This window comes from Actinomycetota bacterium (genome assembly GCA_035536535.1).
Taxonomy (GTDB): Bacteria; Actinomycetota; JAICYB01; order JAICYB01; family JAICYB01; genus DATLNZ01.
In genome coordinates, this window is the sequence record DATLNZ010000006.1 from 21,865 (window position 1) to 45,212 (window position 23,348).

Annotated in this window: 21 protein-coding genes; 17 read left to right on the forward strand and 4 right to left on the reverse strand. The window is 68.4% G+C overall.

What is annotated here, in order from left to right; all coding sequences use genetic code 11:
* Window positions 1-131 precede the first annotated feature (131 nt).
* Window positions 132-1,124: a DUF933 domain-containing protein gene (locus VNE62_00520; protein ID HVE90774.1), complete on the forward strand. Its 993-nt coding sequence runs from the start codon at window positions 132-134 to the stop codon at window positions 1,122-1,124.
* Here the strand turns inward: VNE62_00520 and VNE62_00525 are convergent.
* Window positions 1,121-3,106 (reverse strand): ABC transporter ATP-binding protein, encoded by a 1,986-nt coding sequence (locus tag VNE62_00525; GenBank protein HVE90775.1) that lies wholly within the window; start codon window positions 3,104-3,106, stop codon window positions 1,121-1,123. The genes VNE62_00520 and VNE62_00525 overlap by 4 nt on opposite strands.
* On the opposite strand from VNE62_00525, the gene VNE62_00530 reads away from it, so the two are divergent.
* From VNE62_00530 to VNE62_00540, 3 genes are read left to right on the forward strand one after another with little or no spacing between them, the layout of a single operon-like run.
* Entirely contained in the window at window positions 3,088-4,107 is a 1,020-nt protein-coding gene (locus VNE62_00530; protein ID HVE90776.1) for a metal ABC transporter substrate-binding protein, read from the forward strand. The two genes, VNE62_00525 and VNE62_00530, sit on opposite strands and share 19 nt — an antisense overlap.
* Window positions 4,104-4,877: a metal ABC transporter ATP-binding protein gene (locus VNE62_00535; GenBank protein ID HVE90777.1), complete on the forward strand. Its 774-nt coding sequence runs from the start codon at window positions 4,104-4,106 to the stop codon at window positions 4,875-4,877. The genes VNE62_00530 and VNE62_00535 overlap by 4 nt, the downstream gene beginning before the upstream one ends.
* Window positions 4,878-4,885: 8 nt before the next feature.
* Window positions 4,886-5,698, forward strand: coding sequence for a metal ABC transporter permease (locus VNE62_00540; protein HVE90778.1), 813 nt, complete (start codon window positions 4,886-4,888; stop codon window positions 5,696-5,698).
* Here VNE62_00540 and mshD read toward each other — a convergent pair.
* Complete coding sequence (mshD, locus tag VNE62_00545; GenBank protein HVE90779.1) at window positions 5,667-6,587, reverse strand: mycothiol synthase; 921 nt, start codon at window positions 6,585-6,587, stop codon at window positions 5,667-5,669. The genes VNE62_00540 and mshD overlap by 32 nt on opposite strands.
* 96 nt (window positions 6,588-6,683) lie before the next feature.
* On the opposite strand from mshD, the gene VNE62_00550 reads away from it, so the two are divergent.
* Both VNE62_00550 and VNE62_00555 read left to right on the forward strand, forming a co-directional pair.
* Window positions 6,684-7,568, forward strand: coding sequence for a DUF892 family protein (locus VNE62_00550; GenBank protein HVE90780.1), 885 nt, complete (start codon window positions 6,684-6,686; stop codon window positions 7,566-7,568).
* Between the two features lie 148 nt (window positions 7,569-7,716).
* Complete coding sequence (locus VNE62_00555) at window positions 7,717-8,559, forward strand: AAC(3) family N-acetyltransferase (protein HVE90781.1); 843 nt, start codon at window positions 7,717-7,719, stop codon at window positions 8,557-8,559.
* A 5-nt stretch (window positions 8,560-8,564) separates the two neighbouring features.
* Here VNE62_00555 and VNE62_00560 read toward each other — a convergent pair whose 3' ends face one another.
* A complete protein-coding gene (locus VNE62_00560; GenBank protein HVE90782.1) occupies window positions 8,565-9,326 on the reverse strand; it encodes a deoxyribonuclease IV in 762 nt (253 codons plus the stop codon).
* Window positions 9,327-9,533: 207 nt separating this feature from the next.
* Here VNE62_00560 and VNE62_00565 point away from each other — a divergent pair, with 207 nt between their 5' ends.
* The 4 genes from VNE62_00565 (at window position 9,534) to VNE62_00580 (ending at window position 16,288) form a co-directional block, all read left to right on the forward strand.
* Entirely contained in the window at window positions 9,534-11,795 is a 2,262-nt protein-coding gene (locus VNE62_00565) for a S8 family serine peptidase (protein ID HVE90783.1), read from the forward strand.
* A 47-nt stretch (window positions 11,796-11,842) separates the two neighbouring features.
* Window positions 11,843-13,759, forward strand: coding sequence for a hypothetical protein (locus VNE62_00570; protein HVE90784.1), 1,917 nt, complete (start codon window positions 11,843-11,845; stop codon window positions 13,757-13,759).
* A 32-nt stretch (window positions 13,760-13,791) separates the two neighbouring features.
* Window positions 13,792-15,714, forward strand: a complete 1,923-nt coding sequence (locus tag VNE62_00575) for a hypothetical protein (GenBank protein HVE90785.1) — start codon at window positions 13,792-13,794, stop codon at window positions 15,712-15,714.
* 97 nt (window positions 15,715-15,811) lie between these two features.
* Window positions 15,812-16,288 (forward strand): hypothetical protein, encoded by a 477-nt coding sequence (locus tag VNE62_00580; protein HVE90786.1) that lies wholly within the window; start codon window positions 15,812-15,814, stop codon window positions 16,286-16,288.
* Here VNE62_00580 and VNE62_00585 read toward each other — a convergent pair.
* Window positions 16,269-17,705 carry an amidase gene (locus VNE62_00585; protein HVE90787.1) on the reverse strand — a complete coding sequence of 479 codons (1,437 nt, stop codon included), beginning with the start codon at window positions 17,703-17,705 and terminating at the stop codon, window positions 16,269-16,271. The genes VNE62_00580 and VNE62_00585 overlap by 20 nt on opposite strands.
* Before the next feature lie 154 nt (window positions 17,706-17,859).
* Between VNE62_00585 and VNE62_00590 the strand changes: the two genes are divergently transcribed.
* The 7 genes from VNE62_00590 (at window position 17,860) to arfB (ending at window position 23,315) form a co-directional block, all read left to right on the forward strand.
* Window positions 17,860-18,354, forward strand: coding sequence for a hypothetical protein (locus VNE62_00590; protein HVE90788.1), 495 nt, complete (start codon window positions 17,860-17,862; stop codon window positions 18,352-18,354).
* Window positions 18,355-18,395: 41 nt separating this feature from the next.
* Window positions 18,396-18,869, forward strand: coding sequence for a hypothetical protein (locus VNE62_00595; GenBank protein ID HVE90789.1), 474 nt, complete (start codon window positions 18,396-18,398; stop codon window positions 18,867-18,869).
* Between the two features lie 126 nt (window positions 18,870-18,995).
* On the forward strand, window positions 18,996-19,478 hold the full coding sequence (locus tag VNE62_00600; GenBank protein ID HVE90790.1) for a hypothetical protein: 483 nt from the start codon (window positions 18,996-18,998) through the stop codon (window positions 19,476-19,478).
* A gap of 24 nt (window positions 19,479-19,502) precedes the next feature.
* Window positions 19,503-19,970, forward strand: a complete 468-nt coding sequence (locus VNE62_00605) for a hypothetical protein (protein ID HVE90791.1) — start codon at window positions 19,503-19,505, stop codon at window positions 19,968-19,970.
* 146 nt (window positions 19,971-20,116) lie between these two features.
* A complete protein-coding gene (locus VNE62_00610) occupies window positions 20,117-20,581 on the forward strand; it encodes a hypothetical protein (GenBank protein ID HVE90792.1) in 465 nt (154 codons plus the stop codon).
* A gap of 106 nt (window positions 20,582-20,687) precedes the next feature.
* Entirely contained in the window at window positions 20,688-22,781 is a 2,094-nt protein-coding gene (locus VNE62_00615; GenBank protein HVE90793.1) for a dehydrogenase E1 component subunit alpha/beta, read from the forward strand.
* Window positions 22,782-22,886: 105 nt separating this feature from the next.
* On the forward strand, window positions 22,887-23,315 hold the full coding sequence (gene arfB, locus VNE62_00620; GenBank protein HVE90794.1) for an alternative ribosome rescue aminoacyl-tRNA hydrolase ArfB: 429 nt from the start codon (window positions 22,887-22,889) through the stop codon (window positions 23,313-23,315).
* Window positions 23,316-23,348 lie beyond the last annotated feature (33 nt).

Here is a 23,348-nt window from a genome sequence, read left to right on the forward strand (position 1 = left end):
CTGGGGAGGCCCGGTTCTTACGCTGCTGAGGGGGTGCGCTCACCAGAGAGAAACGGGGGAGGCGCCGAAATCTGTCGCACCTGTTTAGCTTCTATCGATAGCGCCTCGTCGATCGTGGGAGCCGGTGCCCCTTGAAGGATGTCGCGGTGGTGGGACTTACGTACTCGGGTAAGTCCACGATTTGGGGTGCAGTGTCGCGCGCCCACTCGTCGGCTCCCCCCGGCGCGGCCAAGGCCAATGTCGCGGTGGTGGCGGTCCCGGATGAGCGGCTGGACCGGCTCACGGCGATGCTGCAGTCGCGCAAGGTCACAGCTGGCCAGGTCCGGCTGGTGGACGTCCCCGGCCTCAACGCCCAGTCCCTGGGGGACGCCAGGGCGGCGGACGCGCTGGCGGTGGTGGTCCGGGCTTTCGGCTCTGACGCCGACCCCGCGGGGGATCTGGAGAAGTTCCGCTCGGAGCTGGCGCTGGCCGATTTGTCCACTCTGGAAAAGTCCACAGAGCGCGTGCGTAAGAAGCTGAAAACGCAGGCGGCGGAGGCCAAGGTGGAGCTGGAGACCTACAAACGGGCGGAGGCCGTTCTGTCGGAGGACAGGTGGCTGTCCGACGAGTCGTGGGACGCCGACGCCGAGCGCGCGCTGCGCCTGCTCACGCCCCTGACGCTGAAGCCCGTCCTGGTCGTGGCGAACGTGGACGAGACCCACGACGGCACCCCCGACGGGCTTCCGCAGCCGGCCATAGCCGTCCGGGGGCTGCTGGAGGCCGAGGCAGGGGACCTGTCGTCGGAGGACGCCGCCGAGCTCATGGCCGAGTTCGGGGTGACCGAGTCCGCCACGACGCGGTTCGTCCACTCCCTGTTCGAGCTGCTGGACCTGATCACGTTTTTCACAGGCAACGAGGTGGAGGCCCGGGCATGGGAGATCCCGCGGGGGACAAAGGCCCCCCAGGCTGCCGGCAGCGTCCACAGCGACTTCGAAAAGGGCTTTATCCGCTGGGAGGCGGTGGGCTTCGAGGACTTTATGGAGTTCGGTTCATGGGACGCCGCCCGGCAGAAGGGCCGTTTGCGCGTGGAAGGCCGGGACTACGTGGTCCAGGACGGCGACGTCGTGCGGATCCTGCACTCCTAGACCGCCGAAGTCTGGAACTGCGTGCGGTAGAGCTCCGAGTACAGGCCCCCAGCCGCGACCAGCTCCGCATGCGTCCCGCGCTGCACGATCCGGCCCCCGTCGATCACCAGGATCGTGTCGGCCGCGACGATGGTGGACAACCGGTGGGCGATCACCAGGCTGGACCGCCCGGACAGCGCCTCCGACAGCGCGCGCTGGATCAGCGACTCCGACTCCGAGTCCAGGTGGGCGGTCGCTTCGTCGAGGATGACCAGCGCCGGGTCCTTGAGCAGCACGCGTGCGATCGCGACCCGCTGCTTCTCGCCTCCGGACAGCCTGTAGCCACGCTCCCCGACGACGGTGTCGTAGCCCTCGGGTAGCGAGGCGATGAGGTCGTGTATGCGAGCGGCGCGGCACGCGCGCACCATCTCCTCCTCCGACGCATCCGGCCGCGCGTACAGCAGGTTGGCGCGCAGGGAGTCGTGGAACATGTGGGCGTCCTGCGTGACGATTCCGATCGCACCCGCCAGTGATCCCAGCCGCAGGTCTCGCACGTCCACCCCGTCGAACACCACCGTTCCTCGCGTCACGTCGTACAGCCTGGGCACGAGCGACGAGATGGTCGTTTTGCCGGCCCCCGACGGTCCCACCAGGGCGACCATCTGTCCGGGCCTGATCTCAAAGGACAGGTCCCGCAGGATCCAGTCCGAAGTCGTCCCGTGCTCGACCTTGCCCTCCAGCGATCCGATCGGGACCTCCTCGGGGGCCGGATACCTGAACCACACCTGTTCGAACCGGACGTGTCCCGACGGCGAGTCGAGTTCCTTCGCCTCCGGCTTCTCCTTCAGCGGCTGCGGGAGGTCCAGGATCTCGAACACGCGATCGAAGCTCACGAACGCCGTCATGAGGTCCACGCGGGCGTTGGTCAGGTTGGCGATGGGCGAGTAGATGGCGGCGACGTAGGCGGCGAAAGTGACGAGCTCGCCGAGGCCGAGGCCCCCCGACAGCACCATCCTCCCGCCGACCCAGTAGACGGCGGCTGTCCCCACCGCTCCGACGAGGCCGAGGCCGAGAAAGAACGTCCGGAACAGGACCGCCAGGCGCACGCCGATGTCGCGGACCCGGGCGGCGCGGGCCGAGAACTCGTCGCGCTCCGCGTCGGCGTCCCCGAACAGCTTCACCAGCAGCGCCCCGGACACGTTGAAGCGCTCGGTCATGGTCGTGTTCATCGACGCGTTGAGATTCATCTGCTCCCGGGTGGCCGCCTGCAGCCTCCTTCCAACCCTGCGCGACGGCAGGATGAAAGCGGGCAGCACGATGAGGGCGAGCAGCGTCAACTGCCAGGAGATCCAGACCATCGCGGCCAGGGTGAACACGACCGTCACGGCGTTGGAGACGATTCCACCCAGCGTGTTGGTAAGCGCTCCCTGGGCTCCCACGACGTCGTTGTTGAGCCTGCTGATGAGAGCTCCGGTCTGCGTGCGGGTGAAAAAGGCGATCGGCATCCGCTGGACGCGGTCAAACAGCGCCGCGCGCAGGTCGAAGATCACACTTTCGCCTATGCGGGCCGAGTACCAGCGGCTGACCAGGGACAACCCCGTGTTGACCAGCGCCAGCAGGACGACCGTCAGCCCCAGGAGGTTCACCAGCCCGTACGCGGACGCCGGCGGCGCCTGCCCCCGATCGCGGTCCTTCACAGCACTCTGAAGGGCCTCGACCAGCTCCCCCATCAGCTTCGGGGGGACCAGCGCCAGAAGCGACCCGACCACTACCGTCAACAGGAACACCAGGATCTTGCGCCGGTGTGGGCGGGCGAACCTCAGGACCCGGCGCCACAGGTCCTTGGGCAGAGTGGGGCGTTCCGACTTGTCGTCCAGACTGAGGTGCCGCATGTGGTGGCCGATCATGACCTTCAGTATGGGCTGAGGCAGGGTCGCTCCCGCCCGCCGCAGCCGCTGCGCCACGTTGACGAACCGGAGGACGCTTGGGACATCGCCGCGCATCGGCCGTCCGCCGTCACCTCGCCGCCCTGGGCGCGGTTGCGCTGGCCGCCGCCCCAGGCTGCGCTCAGGACCCGCCCGTCGCGGGGCGCGGGCAGTCAGGGCCCCTGGTGGTCACCTCCGTGTCGCCGATCACGAACGTCGCCGCCAACATCGCCGGCGCGGGGGCCCGCGTGGTCGGACTGGTCCCGGAGGGGGAGAACGCCCACGAGTTCGAGCCACCACCGCGGACGGCGCGGACGCTGTCGGATGCGCGGCTGGTGTTTGTCAACGGGCTCAACCTCGAGATCTCCCTCGAGGGCCTCGCGGCCAAGACCGCCGGCCGGGACAGGATCGTGCGCCTGGGTGACCGGACCATCCCGCGTTCCGAGCGGATCTTCGACTTCTCCTTCCCGGAGTCCAAAGGGGACCCGAACCCGCACGCCTGGACCAACCCCCCGTACGTCAAGCGCTACGCGCGCACCATCGCCACCGAGCTGTCGAAAGCCGACCCCGGCCGGCGGGACGACTACGAGCGCAACCTGGCCGCCTTTGAGCAACGGACCGGCGAGCTGGACGCGGCGGTCCGCGCCGCCTCGGCGACTCTGTCCCCCGAGCGGCGGACGCTTTTGACCTACCACGACTCGTTTCCCTACTTCGCCAGGGACTACGGCTGGACCGTGGTCGGCGCAGTCCAGCCCTCGGACTTCTCGGAGCCCTCGCCGCGCGAGCTGGCCGCGCTGGTCGATCAGGTCCGGGAAAGGCGCGTGGGGGCCATCTTCGGGTCCGAGGTTTTCCCGAGCCCGGTCCTGGAGCGCATCGCGCGGGAGTCGGGGGCCCGGTACGTCGACGCGCTGCGCGACGACGACCTGCCCGGGCGCCCCGGGGATCCTGGCCACTCCTGGTTCGGGCTGATGCAGTTCAACCTCGTGACCATCGTGGAAGCCCTCGGCGGCGACGCCTCGGCCTTGAAGTCCCTGGACGTGTCCGACGTCGTGGACAACCGGGCGGAGTATCCGCAGTGAACAAGCGGCTGGTGACGCTGGATTCCGTGACGTGCCACTACGCAGATTCCGCCGCGGCCATCGAGGACGCGTCCCTGACAATCGACCGCGGCGACTTCGTGGGCGTGGTCGGTCCTTCGGGCTCGGGGAAGACCACCCTCCTCCGGGCCGTGCTGGGGGTCGTCCGCCCACGCTCAGGGGTGGCCGTGATGGCTCCGGGCGTCCGGGTGTCCTACGTCCCTCAGGTGGAGGCGGTCAACTGGAGCTTCCCGGTGACCGTGGGCGAGCTCGTGATGATGGGGCGCTTGTCACGCCGCCGGCTCCCTTGGACCAGCGCCGCCGAGCGCGCAGAGGTGGCGCAGCTGCTGGACCGCCTCGGGATGCGGGACTTGGAGGCCAGGCACATCCAGGAGCTTTCGGGCGGACAGCAGCAGCGCGCGTTCATCGCCAGGGCGCTGATGCGCCGTCCGGACCTGCTCCTGCTCGACGAGCCGACCTCGGGGGTGGACGTCCGGACCCGGCACGAGCTGCTGCACCTGCTCGGGGACCTCAACCAGCAGGGCCTGTCCGTGCTGCTCACCACGCACGATCTGAACGGAGTCGCCGCGCACCTTCCCTACCTCGTGTGCCTGAACCGCAAGGTGACGGGGGCCGGTCCCCCCGCGGCCGTCCTGGTCCCGGAGGTCCTTGAGCGGACCTACGGTGCCCGGATGGAGGTGCTCGAGCACGGCGGTATGCGGGTGGTAGTCGACCACCTGCACGGGGCGGGGCACCCGGAGGCGCCGCACTGACGAACTTTTTGGACCCCCTGTCGTTCGACTTCTTCCGAACGGGCCTTGCCGCGGCCACGCTCGCCGGAGCGCTGTGCGGGCTGATCGGCGCCTATGTCGTGCTCCGCGGTATGAGCTACATAGGCCACGGCCTGTCCCACGCCGTGTTCGGAGGCGCGGTCGCAAGCTCTGTGCTCGGGGTGAACTTCTACGCCGGCGCCGGCGCCTGGGGCTTTGCATCGGCCCTGCTGATCAACCAGATCTCCCGGAGGCGCCGGGTGGGGGCCGACGCCGCGATCGGAGTCGTGACGACGGCTTCGTTTGCGATCGGCCTGGCCATCATCAGCCGGTCGCGGTCGTTCACCCGCAACTTCGAAGCGGCGTTGTTCGGGTCGGTGCTGGGCGTGTCGGGGGCCGACGTGGCGGTGCTCGGGTCAATTGCACTGGCGGCAGGGGCTTTCATCTTCCTCTGCTACCGGCCACTGCTGTTCACGGCGTTCGACCCTGAGGTCGCCGAGGCGTCGGGTGTTCCTTCCCGCACGATGGATGCCCTTTTCGCGGTGGTGCTGGCGGCCTGCGTGGCCGCCACTATGCGTGTGCTGGGCGTGACGCTGGTGGCCGCGGCGCTGGTGATCCCGGCCTCCACGGCCCGCCTGCTCACCAACTCGTTCAGCCGGATGCTGCGGCTGTCCACCGGGCTGGGAGCGGTCTCCGGCGCGGCCGGAATGTTTCTGAGCTACTCCTTGGACGTAGCCTCGGGCGCCACCATCGTCCTGGTGGCGGCTCTGATCTTCGCGGTCGTTTTCACCGTCACCGCCCGTCCGCGGATCCGACGTCGGTGACGTACGCACGATCGGTGTGGTGTACGTCGAAGCCCAGCCGGCGGTACATGGCGACCGCCGGCGTGTTTCTCGCGTCCACGTAGAGCATCACCCCCGGCAGCCCGCGACCAGCGAGGCTGTGCACCCCGGCCAGGACAAGCGCCTTTCCCAACCCCCGGCCGCCCCTGTCCGGATCGACGGCGATCACGTAGATCTCGCCCAGCCGCTCGGCCTCGTGCACTTTCGTCCAGCAGAACCCGGCCATTCCGCCATCGTCCACGGCCACGAGGAACCCGTCCGGGTCGAACCATGGCTCCCGCATCCGGCTCCGGAGCGTGTCGAGGTCCCACCGGCCCTGCTCGGGATGGCCCTCGAACGCCCGGCCGTTCACCTCGAGCCACTCGTGCTCGTCTCCGGGCCTAAATGAGCGGACGGAGGTTCCAGCCGGCCACTGGGGCCGGTCAGGGTGAGGCAGCGGTCGGCGCATCTGCAGGAGGTCCCTGCTGCGGCGCAGCCCCAGCCTGTGGGCGAGCGCCTCGTGGGTGTCCGTCGCGTCGAAGGCCCACAGCGTCACTCTGCCCCCACCCGTCTCTGCCACCTGTGCCAGTGCGGCCTCGGCGAGCGCCAGCTCGAACCCGACCCCCCTGTGCTGCGGATGCACCACGATCTCGACTCCCCAGACGCCCCGGTCCGGCCCGGTCCCGGACAGGTGGGCGTAACCGACGGCGTGATCGTGTCCGTCCTCCCACGCCAGCACGTAGCGGGTGTCGCCTGAGGGCCCCCGCTCGAGTTCCATGCGCTTGTGCTCGCTGAGAGGCGGGTGCCCGTCGTGGACGGCCGACGCCTCCAGCACCTCCCGGACGTGCTCCAGGTCACTGGCCGTGAGCTTCTCGAGAACCCTCACTCGCACGCGCGTAGCGTACGATCCGACGTTTTCCCGTGCGGTCCGTGGGTAAGGGTCCGTTTAGCCGCGGTTTGCGGAGAGCTGAAAACGAGGAGGCACGGAATGGCGGACAACGTTCACGAACTTTTCCTGCACGAGCTGCAGGACATCTACGACGCGGAGCACCGGCTCGTGGAGGCACTGACCACCATGTCGGACAACGCGTCGGACGAAAGGCTGATCCGGGCCTTCAACGAGCACCGCGAGATGACCCAGGGGCAGGCCGACCGCCTCGAGAGGGTCTTCCAGATGCTCGACGAGGACCCGAAGAGAGAAAAGTGCCTCGGTGTGAGCGGCCTGATCGAGGAGTACACGAAGTTCGTCCGGGACGAAAGCCCCGAGGGCGTGGTGCATGACACGTTCGCGACGGGTGCGGCGATCAAAGTCGAGCACTACGAGATGTCGGCCTACGGGGCCCTGATCAAGCTCGCCGCGACCGCCGGCCACGAGGAGGTCGTACCGCTGCTCGAGGAGACATTGCGCGAGGAGGCCCAGACCGCGGGCCGCTTGGAGCAGTTCTCTCTGAAGCTCGGGGAGGAGGTCGGTGGACCCGGATCGGTGCCTGCGGTTCTGGCGGCCGCCGAGATCATCCGCGAGGGAGCGCTCCTTTCCGTCGGGGCGTCCAACGGTGCTGGTACCCGTCGCGCCACCGGGGCAAAGAAGGCCACGGCAAAGAAGAAGGCCACGGGGGCAAAGAAGGCCACGGGGGCAAAGAAGGCCACGGGGGCCAAGAAGGCCACGGCAAAGAAGGCCACGGCAAAGAGGGCCACCGGGGCAAGGAAGGCCACCGGGGCAAAGAAGACCGCCGCGAAGAAGAAGTCCACCGGGGCAAAGAAAGCCACGGCAAAAAAGGCCACTGCAAAGAGGTCGAGCGGCTCCAGGAAGTCGAGCGGCTCCAGGAAGTCGAGCGGCTCCCGCAAGTCCGCGGGCCGGTCCTCGTCTCGCTGACGCACCGGGCGTGGAGGAGGCCCCGCCGCCCCCCGGCGGCGCCTCCTCCCGCCCCCCGGGCCGTAGATTTACCGCCCCGGGCGGGAGTGAACATGGATCTCAAGGGCGCCGAGATGGACCTCGACCAGGGAGTGCCGGTCACGACGACGTGACTTCCGAGGACTCTGCGATCCAGGCCCTGCAGCAGCGGGAGGCGACCGGGCCCGTGACGGTCGACTCCCTCGTCTCAGACCTCACCTCGCTCGGGGTCCGCCCGGGAATGGTGCTGCTCGTGCACACGTCTCTCAGCGCGCTCGGATGGGTGTGCGGCGGGGCGCAGGCCGTGGTCCTTGCGCTTGAGCAGGCGCTGGGCCACGAGGGGACCCTGGTGATGCCCGCGCACTCAGGCGGTCTGAGCGAGCCTTCGTACTGGCGCGCTCCCCCCGTCCCGGAGAGCTGGTTTGAAGTCATTCGCAGGACCATGCCGCCGTTCGACGCGGCCATGACCCCCACCCGCAGGATGGGCGTCGTAGCCGAGTGCTTCCGGACACAACCCGGGACGGTCCGCAGCTCCCACCCGCAGTCCTCCTTCGCCGCGCGGGGGCCCCACGCGTCCCGGGTGGTCGACGGACATTCGCTGTCGTACTCCATGGGCGAGGGCTCGCCTCTGGCAAGGGTGTACGAATTGGACGGCCGGGTGCTCCTGCTGGGAGTGAGCCATGCCAACAACACGTCCCTGCACCTCGGCGAGTTCAGGGCCGATCCGCCCGGCCGCCGCCCTGTGGAGCAGGGAGCCCCTGTGGTGGCGGACGGGGTCAGGCGGTGGATCCGATTCCAGGACCTGGACTGGGACTCCGACGACTTCGAGGAGCTCGGACGGGCGTTTGCGCAAGAGACGGGCTTGGAGCAGCAGGGCGCCGCCGGAGCAGGCCGCGCCCTGCTGATGTCCCAGCGGGCGGTGGTCGACTTCGCCTCCCGCTGGATCAGCGCCCACCGAGCCACAGGACGCTGAGGGGATTAGCCGCCGACGGCGCGCCGGACGAAGTCCAGATCGGCAGCCAGGTCCTCCGGCCCTCCGGGCGTCTCGCAGACGACCGGCGCCCCGTCGCACGCCCGCAGCATGTCCCGCAGCACATCGGCTCCGATGGTCCCCGAGCCGAGGTTGGTGTGCCTGTCGCGCCCCGTCCCGGCCGCGTCCTTTGAGTCGTTCGCGTGGACGAGGTCGATGCGCCCGACGATGCCGAGCACCCGTTCAACGGCGTCGGCCAGGTCCTCGCCGGCGGCATGGGCGTGGCAGGTGTCGAAGCAGAAGCCGGCACCCAGCGGGCCCACTGCCTCCCAGAGCCGAGCCAGCACGTCGAACCGGCGGGCCATGGCGTTGTCGCCTCCGGCCGTGTTCTCGATGTACACGGGCACCGTCGTCTCCACGATCTCCAGCGTCCGGACCCAGCGGCCGATCCCCTCCTGGACGTCGTCCTCCGCGTGTCCCGCGTGGACGATCACGGCGGCCGCCCCGACGAGGGCCGCCGCGTCACAGGTGTCCTGAAGGATGCGGCGGGACGGGACCCTGATCCTGTTGTTCGGGGAGGCCACGTTGATCAGATACGGCGCGTGGACGTAGACGCCGACGTCTGAGGCCTTGAGTTGGTCCGCGTCATCGCGGGGCGGGGGCTTGCGCCATCCCTGAGGATCCGACAGGAAGATCTGAACGCTTGTCGCGCCGATCTCGCGCGCGGCCGCCAGAGGGTCGGCCGGCGAGACGTGAGCGCCTACGGACACCTTCGTTCGCGCCATGGGGGCCGAGGATACCCACGCCGCCGCCGGCCTCCGCGACCCACCCCTATGAGCACGCGGCAACCCGAGCAAGTGCCCGTCGTGGAAATTGCTCCTCGCAGCAGGCAGGAATATCGGCTCCGACGCAGAACCTGTGCCAAAGAGTGCGACCTGGGGGGGTCCGAACTCGAAATCCCTTCGGGCGCTGGGGCAATGGGGACGGCGCTGGGGCGCCTGCCCGAAGGGGGGCACATAGTGGGCTACTCGACTTGTTCGAGGGCGCGCACGATCATCGCGATCGCGTGCGCTTTTTTTGTTTTCGGACCTGTAGCGGGTCCGGCGGCGGGTCAGGCGCTTCCGGTCGACACGACGGAGACGCTTCTGGCGAAGGCCGATGCCGGACTGGTTGACGCGGTTCGCAAGGGCAACACCCAGAGTCTGGACGTGATCGTCACGGGCCCTGCGCACGTTGGCTTTACCCAAAACAGGTTCTCCGACCGCGCAGCAGCGATGCGGGCGATGGAGTCGGCTTCGCAGCCCTTCTTCACCGAGGTGGAGCGGGTCGCGCTGGCTGCGGGGGGCCGGGTCGTCACGAAGTGGGCGGCTGGCCCCGCGGTGAAGGTGTCCGGAACGATGGTCACCGCCAAGGCGCTGGCCGCGCTCAAGACGGTTCAGTACATGGAGCGCGACTACGAAGGCGCGGTGCGCCTGGTTGAGCCGATCCCGGACCCCGGTGGCATCGAGGCCAGCAACAGCGACGGCCGGAAGATGCTTCAGGCCGAGGACATCTGGGCGCTCGGCTTCAAGGGCGAGGGCATCAAGGTCACGATTATCGACACCGGTCTCGACCCGAACCACGAGGCCCTGAAGAACGCGGACGGGTCGACGCGAATTGCGAAGTGGGTGGACTACTCCAACAACCGCGTGACCCCCTACGACGACCACGGCCACGGCACGCACGTCGCCGGGACTTCGGTCGGAGCCAGCGACTACGTCGACCCGCAGTTCGGAGCTTTCCAGGAAACCGGAGTCGCCCCGAAGGCGACGCTCTACGGCGCCAAGTTCCTCAACTCCGCAGGAAGCGGATCGTTCGAGAACGGTATCAACTCGCTGACCTGGTCCTACAACGAGGGTGCGGACATCTCGTCCAACTCCTGGGGCTCGACGTGCTCGTCGAGCAGCAGTGCGGTCATGCGGACGGTCCGCCAGCTGACAGACCTCGGGATGCTGTCGGTGTTCGCGGCCGGCAACTCCGGCCCCGGCGCCGGAAGCGTGGGAGGTCCGGCCTGCTCCGACTCCGCGCTGTCCGTCGCCGCGGTGGACAAGAACAGCGTCATCGCTTCGTTCTCCAGCCGAGGACCTTGCGCCGACCTCGAGACCGGCGGACCGTCCCGGATCTGCCCGGACGTCGCCGCGAAGGGAGTCGCGGTCCGCAGCTCGATCCCGCGCTCCGGGGCCGGCAACAGCGACCCGAGCGGATACAAGACATGGCAGGGAACGAGCATGGCCACCCCGCACATAGCGGGGGCCGTCGCTCTGGCCGAGCAGATGAAGAAGCAGTTCACCGGTGCCGGCTGGGACACCCCAGCCCGCGCCGAGGAGCAGGTCTTCAAGCTCACGGCGCTGGACCTCGGCACCGCCGGTGAGGACAACACCTTCGGGTGGGGTCTTCCTCAGCTGCTGAGCATCTACGCCCTGCTCAACGCCACCGACGAGGCGAAGATCATCGACACGTTCGGGATCTCGAGCCCCCTGGTGCGGCTGGGTGACTCCACGAAGCTCAGCTTCACGGTCCGCAACCTCGGGGGCGCCCGCGCCACCGGTCCGTTCCGGGCCACGCTCACCAGCCCGTCCGGAGCCGAGACCGTTCTCAAGAGCGCCGATGCGAGCCTCGGCCTCCTGGACGGCCAGAGCGTCAGCCACACGATGACCGTCGGCGGCGATATCTCGCCCGGCACCTGGACGTTCAGGGGCACGTTCGCCTACACGTGGACCGACCCCGATGGGATCGTCCACGACGGGCTCGTGGACCGCGTCGGGACCATCGACGTCAAGCGAGTGTTCATGTCGATGCAGCTGACGGGGCTGGAGGCCAAGGCCCTCCCGGGCAGCCCGCAGGCACTGACCTTCACCGCCACCAACACGGGCAACGAAGACGCGTCGGGCGTGCTCATCGAGTTCACCGTCCCGGACCGCTACAAGTTCGTTCCGGGTGACAACTTCGACCCGGCGGTGGCTCAGTCGCGGTTCGCCGCTCCTACGCCGAAGAAGGTGACCGAGGACGGCAACTACGGGCGGGTCGTTCTTTCGTTCGAGCCGGGCAACCTGCCGGTGGGCCAGCAGTTCACGTTCACGACCAAGCTCCTGCCGACATCGCCGGACGACTACCGCCTCCTGGCGGTGACCCGGTTCAAGGACGGAGCAGGCAAGGCGTTCTTCCAGGGCGGAGTGTTCCAGCAGACGGTCGGGCTCTGACCGGTACGCGGCACACGACAAAAACAGACGGCAGAGGAGAAACGGACATGGGCAAGGACGCAGGGGTGCGATGGTGGGTAAGGCGGGTGGCGGTCCTGGGGGCCACACTCGCGTTGATCGGCGGGCTGTCGGGTCAGGCTCTGGCCGACCACGAGCCGGTGGTGGATCTGGATCTGGGTTCGCAGTACGCGGCGAATTTCGATGAGGACGCTGGTGGGGTGACGGCGGTCACGCCGCCGCCGTCCGCGCCCCCGAAGAACCCCAGCTGGGCGCACGGGACCCCCACGAGCGGTCCCGGGGTCGCGTTCTCGGGCACCAAGGTGTGGGCCACGAACCTGGCAGGCAACTACAACAACAGCGAATGCTCGGCCATCGTGTCGCCGCCCATCGACCTCACCACGGCCACCAGCGCCTCGGTGTCGTTTATGCAGTGGAGGCACATCGAGGAGAGCACCTCGCTGACCAGCTTCGCGTTTGACGCGGGGATGCTCTTCGTAACCACCAATGGGGGCAACAGCTACCAGCTGATCAACCCGGGCGGCGGGTACACCTCCAAGCAGGTGGGCAGCACGGCCCGCACCTGCCTGGCGGCACAGCCCACGGGGGCCAAGGGTCTTTCCGGCCCGGCCGGCACGACGGTTCCCCCGGCGACCTACTCGCCCGTGTCGGCTGACTTGACCGCATTCGCCGGCCAGACGGTGCAGTTCGCGATCGCGTTCGGGTCCGACAGCGTCACGAGCCGTGCCGGCTGGTACATCGACGACTTCACGGTCACCACCAACGCGGGCTCGACCGTGCAGGACTTCGAGAACTCCGACGGCGGGTTCACCATCAAGGCGACATCCGCACCCCTCACCCCGCTCGGGTGGAGCCACGGGACGGCCACGGCCGGACCGGCGGCAACCACACCGTTGTGGGGAACGAACCTGTCCGGCAACTACGGACAGAACGAGTGCAGCTCCATCGAGACCACTCCTATCGACCTGCGCCCGCAGGGCCTGGACTCGGACCCGACGGGGACGCTGAAGGCCACGCTGTCGTGGGACCAGTTCTTCCGCTCGAGCTCGAGCGGGGGGGCCGGCGTCGTCCAGGTCGGGGTTGACGGCGTGTACACCAACGTCGTTCCCACCACCGGCTACGGGACCACCAACCCCGCGGCCGCGCTCAACGCCTGCCTGCAGGACGACACCCAGGCGTCCGGCGGGTTCGCGGGCCTCATCAACGCCGTGGGCGACCAGCTCGCGCCGCAGAGGGCGGACCTGACGCCTTTCATCGGCAAGGTAGTCACAGTGCGGTATTTGTTCGCGTCGACGGACTCCACCCTGCGTTACGACGGGTGGTTTGTGGACAACATCGCGGTCGGCATGAAGTCCTACGTGGGAATCCCGCACGCTCCGGACGTTCAGCCACCCCGCTACTTCGCGGACGGATGGACCACGGGAGGCACCACGAGTTGGGCGCGCGGAGTGGCCACCACCGGCCCCTACAAGGGGGGCGAGGTCTTCGCGACCAACCCGGCCGGCAACTACAGCGCCAATGAGTGCGGTTACCTCGACACCCCGGACGTGAACGGGGCGACGCTGGCCGCGGTCCCGACAATGGTGTTCGAGCACTGGTACAAGATTGAGTCGGCCACTGCCACCGGGTCGGCTTGGGACGGCGGAGTCCTGCTCGCGTCGACCGACGGCGGCGCCACTTGGTTGCCGCTGACGCTGCCCGAGTACGACCGACCGGCGTACAGCACCGGTCTCAAGAACTGCTTGGCCGCCAACGGAGTCCCGACCACGTCGTCGGTCTTCTCTGGTGCGCCGACCGCTCCTGAGACCGTCACGGTTGACCTCTCTGCGCTGGCCGGAGCGGCGAGCGTGAAGATCCGGTTCCTGTTCGGATCGGAAGGCAGCGTCCATTACGACGGCTGGTATCTGCGTTCGGTCGTCCTGGCCGGCGTTCCGCTCGAGCTGTAGGGGGAAAGCGGCCGATGAGGATGAAAACACGAATGTGGCGCAGTAGCGCAGTGCTGCTGGCCGCGTGGATGCTGGCGTCGGTAGGGTTCGCCGGTCAGGCGGGGGCGCAGGTGGCCCCCCCGACCGGAGTGGACCACACCGTGCCCTTCACGCCCCTGCAGACGGTGTTCTCGGAGGACTTCGAGCTGGGAGACGCCGGTTTCGTGGGGGGTGGCAACGCGTCGTGGCAATTCGGCGATGCCGTCAGTCCCCCCACGCCCGCTGTGGGTCAGGGTCCGAAACTGTGGGGAACCAATCTCGCGGGTGACTACGCCAACTCCGAATGCGGTTACATCCAGAGTCCGGCGATCGACCTCGGAGCCTTCGCCGGGCCGGGGACCGGCTCCACCAACCCCAGGGTGACCACGGCGAGGCTGGCGTTTCGTCACTGGATGCACACCGAGCCGAAGTTCGACGCAGGCTTGGTGCTCGGATCCTCCGACGGGCAGTCGTGGAAGCCGCTCAATGCAGTCGGCGGCTCGAGGGCGGTGCCTTACACCACGGCCCGCAACTGCCTCGGTCTTGGCCCCACTGACCTGGCATTCACCAGCGCGTCGTCTTCTGCGCCGGCTGCGGATGCCTGGTCGCTGGCTGAGGTGGACGTGACCCCCTACATGGGCGGCCCGCTCTACCTGCGCTGGGTGTTCGCCAGCGATTCCAGCGTCGTGAAGCGGGGCTGGTACGTCGACGACGTCAGCATCCAGCTTGGTGTGGGCGCCGCAATCAGCCAAGGCATCCCGCAGCAGGCGGCGGTTCCGTTCACCCCGGCCGCCACGCTGTACGCAGCGTCGTTCGAAAACGACGGCGACGGATGGGTCGCCGATGGGACGCTCGCCTGGGAGTGGGGTCAGGCTCTGACTCCTCCCGAGCCGCTTCCCGGCTCCCTTAGCGCATGGGGAACCAGGCTCGGTGGCGACTACGGGATCAACGAGTGTTCCGCGGTCACGAGCCCGGGCATGTTGTTGACGGCTCCTCCCGGCCTCGCCGGGGCGGAGTCCGCCCGCATGACCTACAGCCTCTGGCGCCATACCCAGGGTGGTTACGACGCCGCGGTCATGCAGGTCGGCACGGCGGACGGACGCTGGACTCCGGTGACTCCCCTGGAGGGCTACGACCGGACCATGATCAGCAGCTCGACGGCTCGCAGCTGCCTGGGAGTGACGACCACCACCCAGCGGGTGTACTCGGGACCCACCACTGCCCCGAAGCCCGACGAGTGGATGAAGCACACGATCGACCTGTCTCCGTTCATGGGTCAGGAGATCAAGCTGCGGATGATCTTCGCCTCGGACGCCTCCACCGTCGCCCGCGGCGTGTACCTGGACGACGTGCTGATCCAGGCCGGAGCGGGTGCTGTTGTCTCGCCCGGAGCCGAGGCGTCCGTGTGTCAGGGGGCTCCCGGCTGGTCCGTCACCGGGACGAACCCGTCCTGGTGCTACGGGCCATCCCCGGACACCAATGCTCGTCCCTCCTGGACCACCAGCAAGGCGGCGGGCAAGTACAACTCCAGTGAGTGCAGCGCCATCGAATCGCCGTCCGTCTCTACCTCGGCGGTTCCGGGCCTTGGTGGGCTGACCTTGCGATTCGAGCACACGATCAAAACCGCTTCGACCGACGACGGCGGTGTCGTCCAGGTCACGGGGGACGGTGGTGCCAACTGGGTTACCGTCGCGCCGCTGGGCGGCTACCCGTCGACGCTGAGCACCAGCGCCCGGAATTGCGTGGCTCCCGGCGCGCTGACGGCGAAGGGCTACACGACCGCCGGGGGCACCCCGGAGTTCGCTCTCGCGGCTTTCCAGGGCCAGGACATCAAGGTCCGGCTCCTGTTCGGGTCCGGGTCGGCCAGCGAGGACGTCGGCTGGATGGTCCGTGGCGTGAGCCTGTCGAGGGGACTGGGGTCGATTCCGCTGAGCTGAGCTGGGGGCGCTCGTCCACGGCTCTTCGAGGGGCCCGGTCTGGGGACCGGGCCCCTCACCCATTCCCGTGCCGTTCGCTGTGCGACCATGTCCCACCGTGGACCACGTAGTGATCCTCGACCCCGAGCACGTGTCGGCGCGGGACGGGCGCCCAGCGATGACCGTCGCCGTGGAGGCTCGCGACCGCCCGGGGCCCGCCTACAAGCACGGCGTGTTCCCCGATGACGTCGTCTGGATCCGGATGGGGCCTCTGCTCGTGGCCAAGGCGACGGTCCGCATCGCCTGGAAGGGTGAATACGCTTTTTTGCGGGAGCTTCAGCAGCGCACCAGGGGCACCGAGCTGGAGGGGCTGGCCTCCTTCTGGCAGCGAAAGCCCAAGATCGGCTACGCCGTCGTGGCTACGCTCACCGACGCCAGGTTCGTGCGGGAGCCTGCGCTTGCGGGCCCCCGTTCCTACGGCTACGACTGGATCGTGCTGGAGAACGAGCGCAAGCGCGAGACATGGCTGGATCTGCGTCCACCGGAGCCGAAGGACGCGGAACTGGTGTCGAGGTTCAGGACCCTCGCCGGCTGAGGACGTCCGCCTCGGCCTCCACTCCCGGGGGCCTTCGGTGCGCCCACGGGGCAGCCTGCTCCAGCTGAGCGGACAGGCGGATCAGCGTGGCCTCGTCGTACTGCCGCCCCGCCAGCTGGACCCCCACGGGCAGCCCCAGCTCGTCGGTGTGGACGGGAACCGTTGCCGCCGGCTGTCCGGTCGAGTTCCAGGCGCCGGTGAACGGCACGAAGTTGATGGCCCCGAAGAACTCCATCAGCGGCTGCTCGGCGTCCTTGTACTGGCCGTGCAGCGGCGGGGGGCTCGCGACCGTCGGCGTCACCAGGACGTCGTAGCGGTCGAAAAAGGAAACGATCCTGCGCGACTCCCGCTCGATGCGGTTCCAGGCCCTGCGGAAAGCCGGCCCCGACGTCGTCTCCCCGAGCTCCGCGAGCGCCCGGTTCACCGGGTCCAGCGTTTCGAGCGGGGGCATCGGGTCCTGCGCCGCGGCGCCGACAAACCAGATCGTCAGGAAAGCGTCCACCAGTCCCGGGTCGTACTCCGGCGAGTCCTCCTCGACGTCGTGGCCCAGGTCGGAGAGCAGACCGGCTGCTCTCCGGACGCCCTCCTGGTTCCCGGGCGCAACGGGGACGTCGGCCGGGGGCTTGCAGGAGAAGGCGATGCGCAGCCTGCCCGGAGGCGTCGTGGCCTCCGCCAGGAACTCCCTCTGTGGGGGCGGTGCGGTCCAGGCGTCGCCCGCCACGGGTCCGGACATGACGTCCAGCAGCGCCGCGGCGTCGGACACCGTCCGCGAAATGGGACCGTTCTGCGAGAGCAGGCTGCCTGGATCGGGGGCCGCGGACACCCGTCCGCGCGATGGCTTGATGCCGTAGAGGCCGCAGACGGAGGCGGGGATGCGGATGGACCCTCCACCGTCGGACCCCTGGGAGACCGGGCACATCCCCGCGGCGAGGGCCACCGCGGCGCCTCCCGATGACCCGCCCGACGTGCGGGAGGTGTCCCATGGGTTGCGGCAGACGCCGTACGCCGGCGGCTCGGTCCAGGGGGTCGTCCCGAACTCGGGGGTGTTGGTCTTGCCGAGGACGATAAAGCCGGCAGCCCGCAGCCGTGACACGACGTGGTCGTCGTAGCCGGGGATCCGGTCCGCGTAGGTCGCGGTCCCGTGGGTGGTGCGGATCCCGGCCGTGTCGTTCAGGTCCTTGATGGAGATCGGGACACCGTGGAACGCCGGCAGGTCCTCGTCTCCCGCGCGCGCCTCGGCCGCTCGCGCCTCGTCCATGGCCCGGTCCAGGGCCAGCGTCACCCAGGCGTTCAGAACGGGGTTTAGCCGCTCGATCCGGCGGGCGTACAGCTCCACGAGCTCCACCGGCGAGACCTGCTTACCGCGTACCAGTTGCGCCTGCTCGATAGCTGGGGCGAAGGCGAGATCGGTGCTCATGGGCCCCAGGCTACGGGCAAGCGGCCCGCCGCAGCCATGCGCCGTCTCCCGGGGGCCGGGGTTACGCGCGGATGTTTGTCAGTGGCCCCGGCAGGAAGGACGGGAGGGACGGAGAAACAGTCACACGTCACGTCCGCGCACCCAAGGAGGTTCCATGTCGCTCAGGCGGCGTCTGGCAATGGCTGCCACCGCAGCCGCACTCGTTGCAGGTCTCGTCCCGCTGGCTGCTGCGCCGGCTCAGGCAGGCCACTGCGAGGCAACGATCTACGTCTTCAGCCGGCTGGGAACGGTGCTGCCCGACAACCCGACCGGGCGCGGGGACATCGCCGCCGGCGCGCCCACCTCGAACCTGTACGGATGCGCAGCCGCCCCTGACCTGGAGTTCCAGACGGACTTCATCTACCCCGGCAGCAACGTGATGTACTCGCGGTTTCTCGCGGGAGGCGCCGGGGGGTACGCGTTCAACGGGGACCTGGTCGGGTTCAGGTCCGGGCCCACGGTCCAGCGTGAGCAGGTGTTCGGTTCGGGCACCTTCTACACCGAAAGTGAGCTGATCGCTCTGACTCCCGTGAGCCTGGGATGCACGACCGCCACGATGGACGGGACGGGCGGGGTCGAGTACTGCACCCTCGACCGGTTCCCCCGGTAATCCGGCCCTACAAAAAGAGATCGACTCAGGAGGCGCAGCGCATGCTGAAAGTCCTTAGGACGGCCGTGGCAGCTGGTCTGCTTGCGGCGCTGATACCGGCTCTCGCCGCTTCCGGGGCGCACGCCGGCCAGTGCGACCCGGAGATCTACATCTTCTCGAGGCACGGTGTGTTCCTGCCCGAGAACCCAGCCAACCGCAAGGCGGTGACGACGCCGCTGATCGCGTCCAACTTCTACGGATGCCAGGCATCGCCCGACGTGGAGGCAAACACCAACCTCATCTATCCGGGCGCCAACGTCGTCGATTCCAGGCTTCTGACTGGGGACGCAGGTATCTACTGCTTCCACAACCTGTTCGCCAAGTGCGGCTCTACCGTCAAGGCCACGGTAGTGGACACCACGTACACCCAGAGCGAACTGCTCTCAATGGACCCGGCCACCTTCGGCTGTCTCGGGGCCACCTTCGACGGGCGAGGCTACGTCGAGTACTGCACGATCGACAGGCTTTCCCCTTAGGACAGAACGAAAGGCGGGGGGCCTCCGGGCCCCCCATTTTTTTTCTGGTCCGCGGAAGGGAACCGCGGACGCGGGTCGAATAACGATCCGAACGAAGTGAGGGATCTACGGACAAGGGGGTTTCACATGCGCTTTCGTACCCGCGCTGCCGTGGTGGCAGTCGCTGCAGCCCTGCTGGCAGGGCTGAATCCGTTGGGCGGCCCGGCTCAGGCCGCCGAGTGCGGCGCAGACGTCGTCGTCTGGACGCTGCACGGAGTGATCGTTCCGGACGACTCGCCCACCGGACAGCGGGTCTTCACGCCGCTGTACGACTCGAGGACATTCGGGTGCGCCGCCAGCCCCGACGTCGAGTTCAACACCGGGTTCGTGTACCCGGGCGCGAACCTGATCAAGGCTCTGCACGTGCCCGGCGGCGCCTCTCAGTACTGCTTTGCCGGCCTGGCCCTCAATAGGTGCGACGCGACCATCATCTACACGAGCCTCACGGGAGGCGCTCGAACCGAGTCCCATCTGCTCGCTCTGGACCCCACGCAGATCGGCTGTGTCAACGCGTGGTTCAACGTGACCAGCCCCCACGAGTACTGCACCCTCACGCATCTCACGCCGTAAGCACATCCGACAGGAGGAATAGGAATGCTCATCCGTAAGATTGCGGCCACCGTGGTCGCTTCGCTGGTATTCGCATCCGGGCTCGCCATCGGCGGCGCTCCCGCCCAGGCGGCACAGTGCGCCACCGAGGTCATCATCTTCACGTCCGCCGGCGGTCCTGCCTACGACTCCAAGGTTTTGGGCTGCCTCACCGTGGACGCGGGGCTGGAGTTCAACACAGCCATCATCTACCCCGGCTCCCGCACGATGCAGTCCCGTCTGACCTCCGGATCAGCAGGGACCTACTGCATCACGGGCGCCCTCATCTCTCCCACCGCGTCCTTCCACGGCAAGTGCGGATCGGCAACGGTCAGCGAGGGACTCGTTCCGGGGACCTCCTACTCGGAGAGTCCATCGATCGCGATCTCTCCCGCCGGTCTGGGCTGCGTGACGGCCAGCTTCGACGGCCGCGGACACACCGAGTACTGCACGGTCGACAGGATCTCGCCCTAGGCTCTCGGACAACCTGAAGGGGCGCCCCGCAAGGGGCGCCCCTTTGGTTCGTCCGGGCTGCGGCTTTCTGGAGTGGAGAAGGGAACTGCGGACTCGGGTCGAATATCGATCCCAACAAGGCAAGTCCCCCAAAAGGAGGAAAGAACATGCTCGTTCACAGGATGGCGGCCGCCCTGGCCGCTTCCATGGTCTTCGCCGCGGGGCTCACGGCTGCGGCGGCTCCCGCGCAGGCAGCGGACTGCGACCGCCAGGTCATCATCTTCAGCTTCATCGGCGGAACGGGCGTCACGTCCGACCCCAACAGCATCGGGTGCACCGCGTCGCCCGAGGTCGAGTTCAACACCAATCTCATCTACCCCGGCTCCCGCGCGATCAAGTCCCGGCTCGTGTCCGGTACCGCCTCGGGGTACTGCCTGATCGGGGACCTTCTGAACCACCTGGGCGGCGGCAGGTGCGGGGGCGTCGTCCTGGACGAGGGCCTGGTCCCCGGAACCTTTTACTACGAGAGCCCCACGATTACCCACCCTGCCGCCGCAATGGGCTGCGTCCGGGGCTGGTTCGATGGCCGGGGCGGCACGGAGTACTGCACCGCCACGTCCTTGCAGCCCTAGAAAGTGCTGTAACCAGGAGGGCGTCCCTTGTGGGCGCCCTCTTTTCTTTGGCCCGGCTCCCATTCCCCGCTCCGGTACCCTTTGGGGGGCCCGCGCAGGAGGACGGATGCAGATCAGGGAGAGGCTTTCCAAGCACAAGGGTGTCCCGGCCGAGGAGGCCGTGGAGGACTTCCGGCTGGCCTGTGTGTCGAGGTCGATTGACGACCGGGAGATCATCCTCAAGGCGCAGAGCAAGGTCTTCTTCCAGATCTCGGGGGCGGGCCACGAGGCCCTGCTTCTGGGGCTGGCCCGGCACCTGGACCCCGCCAAGGACTGGTTCTTCCCGTACTACCGGGATCGTGCGCTCATGGTCGGACTCGGCGTCACGCCTGCCGACATCCTCAAGGAGGCCGTAGGGGCCGCCGACGACCCGGCCTCCGGCGCGCGGCAGATGCCGTCGCACTGGGGGTACAAGGACCAGAACGTCGTCACCCAGTCCAGCGCCACCGGCAGCCAGTGCATACCGGCGGTCGGGTGCGCCGAGGCCGGCCGGTACATCTGGAGCCAGGAGTCTCTGAAGGGCCGGATCCCGGCCGCCCCGGACGAGGTGACCTATGTGTCGCTCGGAGAGGGGGCGTGCTCGGAGGGTGAGTTCTGGGAGGCGCTGTCGTCGGCGTGCACCCTGAAGCTGCCGGTGCTGTTCGTCGTGGCCGACAACGGTTACGCGATCTCGGTGCGGTCCTCGGATCAGGCTCCCGCGCCCGTTTCGGAGCTGGTCCGCGGCTTCAAGGGCCTGTCGATCACGAAGCTGGACGGCTGCGACTACTTCGAGGTCCGGCGCAAGGCCGCCAAGATCATCCCGAAGATGCGGGAGGGCGAAGGTCCGGCGCTGCTGCACGCCACGGTCACCCGTCCCTACTCCCACTCGCTGTCCGACGACCAGAAGAAGTACAGGACGGCCGAGGATCTCGAGCAGGAGAAGCAGGGCGACCCGCTTCTCATCCTGGAACGCGAGCTGGTGTCGTCCGGGATCCTCACCGCCGAGGAGGCCGAGCAGATACGGTCCGACGCCAAGGCGCTGGTGGCTGAGGCGGCCAAGGAGGCTCTGGCGGCTCCGCGTCCGGACCCCGCCACCGTCCTGCACCACGTCACTGCCCCACCGGCCCCGATTACCGAAGGCGACCCGGGAGGCTCGGGCGACCCCATCGTCATGGGCGACGCGATCAACCGGACCCTGCACGACGAGATGGCTCGCGATGAGCGCATCCGTGTATTCGGTGAGGACGTGGCCGACGCCTACGAGGACGTCCTGGACAACGTGAAGGGCAAGGGCGGCGTGTTCGGGATCACGCTGGGGCTGCAGCGCAAGTTCGGCATCGACCGCTGTTTCAACTCGCCCCTGGCGGAAGCGAACATCGTGGGGCGCGCGGTGGGCCAGGCGACCAGGGGCCTGCGACCCTGCGCTGAGATCCAGTTCTTCGACTACATCTGGCCGGCGATGCAGCAGATCAAGACGGAGGCTGCCACGACGCGGTGGAGGTCCAACGGCGCGTTCAGCGCTCCGATGGTGATCAGGGTCGCTTCTGGCGGATACCTGCAGGGGGGCGCGATCTGGCATTCGCAGATCAACGAGTCCATCTTCGCTCACGTGCCGGGGCTCCAAGTTGTCTTCCCGTCCCGCTCGCGCGACGCCGTCGGCCTGCTGCGCACGGCGCTTCGCCACTCGGAGGACCCGGTGCTTTTCATCGAGCACAAGAAGCTGTACCGGGAGATGTACCTCCGCGACCCCTACCCGGACCCGGACTACGTGGTGCCGTTCGGCAAGGGGTCATATGTCGCGCGCGGCGACGACATGACGGTCGTCACCTACGGTGCGACCCTGCAGAAGTCCGTGCTTGCGGCGAAGCAGCTTGAGGCGGACGGCCTCACCGTCGAGATCATCGACCTGCGTTCGATCCTGCCGTGGGACAAGGAGATGGTGGCGGAGTCGGTCGCCAAGACGGGACGTCTGCTGGTCGTCCACGAGGACATCCTCACCGCCGGCTTCGGGGGGGAAATCGCCGCCTGGGTGGCCGAGCACTGCTTCTGGGACCTCGACGCGCCGGTGATGCGCGTGGGGGCCAAGGACTGTCACGTCGCCTACGAGCCCACGCTGGAGAACGCGATCCTGCCGCAGGTGGACGACGTGGTTGCGGCTTTGAGGTCTCTGGCGTCCCAGTAGTTTCGTTCTGTGCGCTTACGTGGTCGCGTTCTGCGCGTCGCGCCGGGGGGGGCCGGGCGACCTCCGACGCGCTCGCTTCCCTCGGCCTCCGCCTATCCTGCTGGGGTGGATGGGGTGCGGGTTAACAGTCATCTGGTGATTCCGGTGGGGGAGCTGGAGCTTCGGTTCTCTCGCAGTGGCGGGCCCGGGGGGCAGAACGTCAACACGCGATCTACGCGGGTCGAGGTGGTGTTCGACGTCGGGCGATCGCCTTCGCTCGGCCCCCGGCAGCGGGCCCGGATGCTTGAGAGGTTGGCGTCAAAGCTCGACTCGGAGGGGCGTCTGAGGGTGGTGGCTTCGGAGGCCCGGACACAGGCGGCGAACCGCGAGGCGGCGCTGGGGCGGCTCGGGTCGGTGCTGGAAGAGGCGCTGCGTCCGGACCCCCCGCCGCGGCGGCCGACAAAGCCGTCCAGGTCGGCGCGGGAACGGCGACTGTCCGACAAGCGGGCGCGGTCGCACATCAAGTCCGAGCGGAGCAGGCGCTTCGAGGAGTGACAAACCCCGCCTTTCAACCGAGGTTGAAAGGTC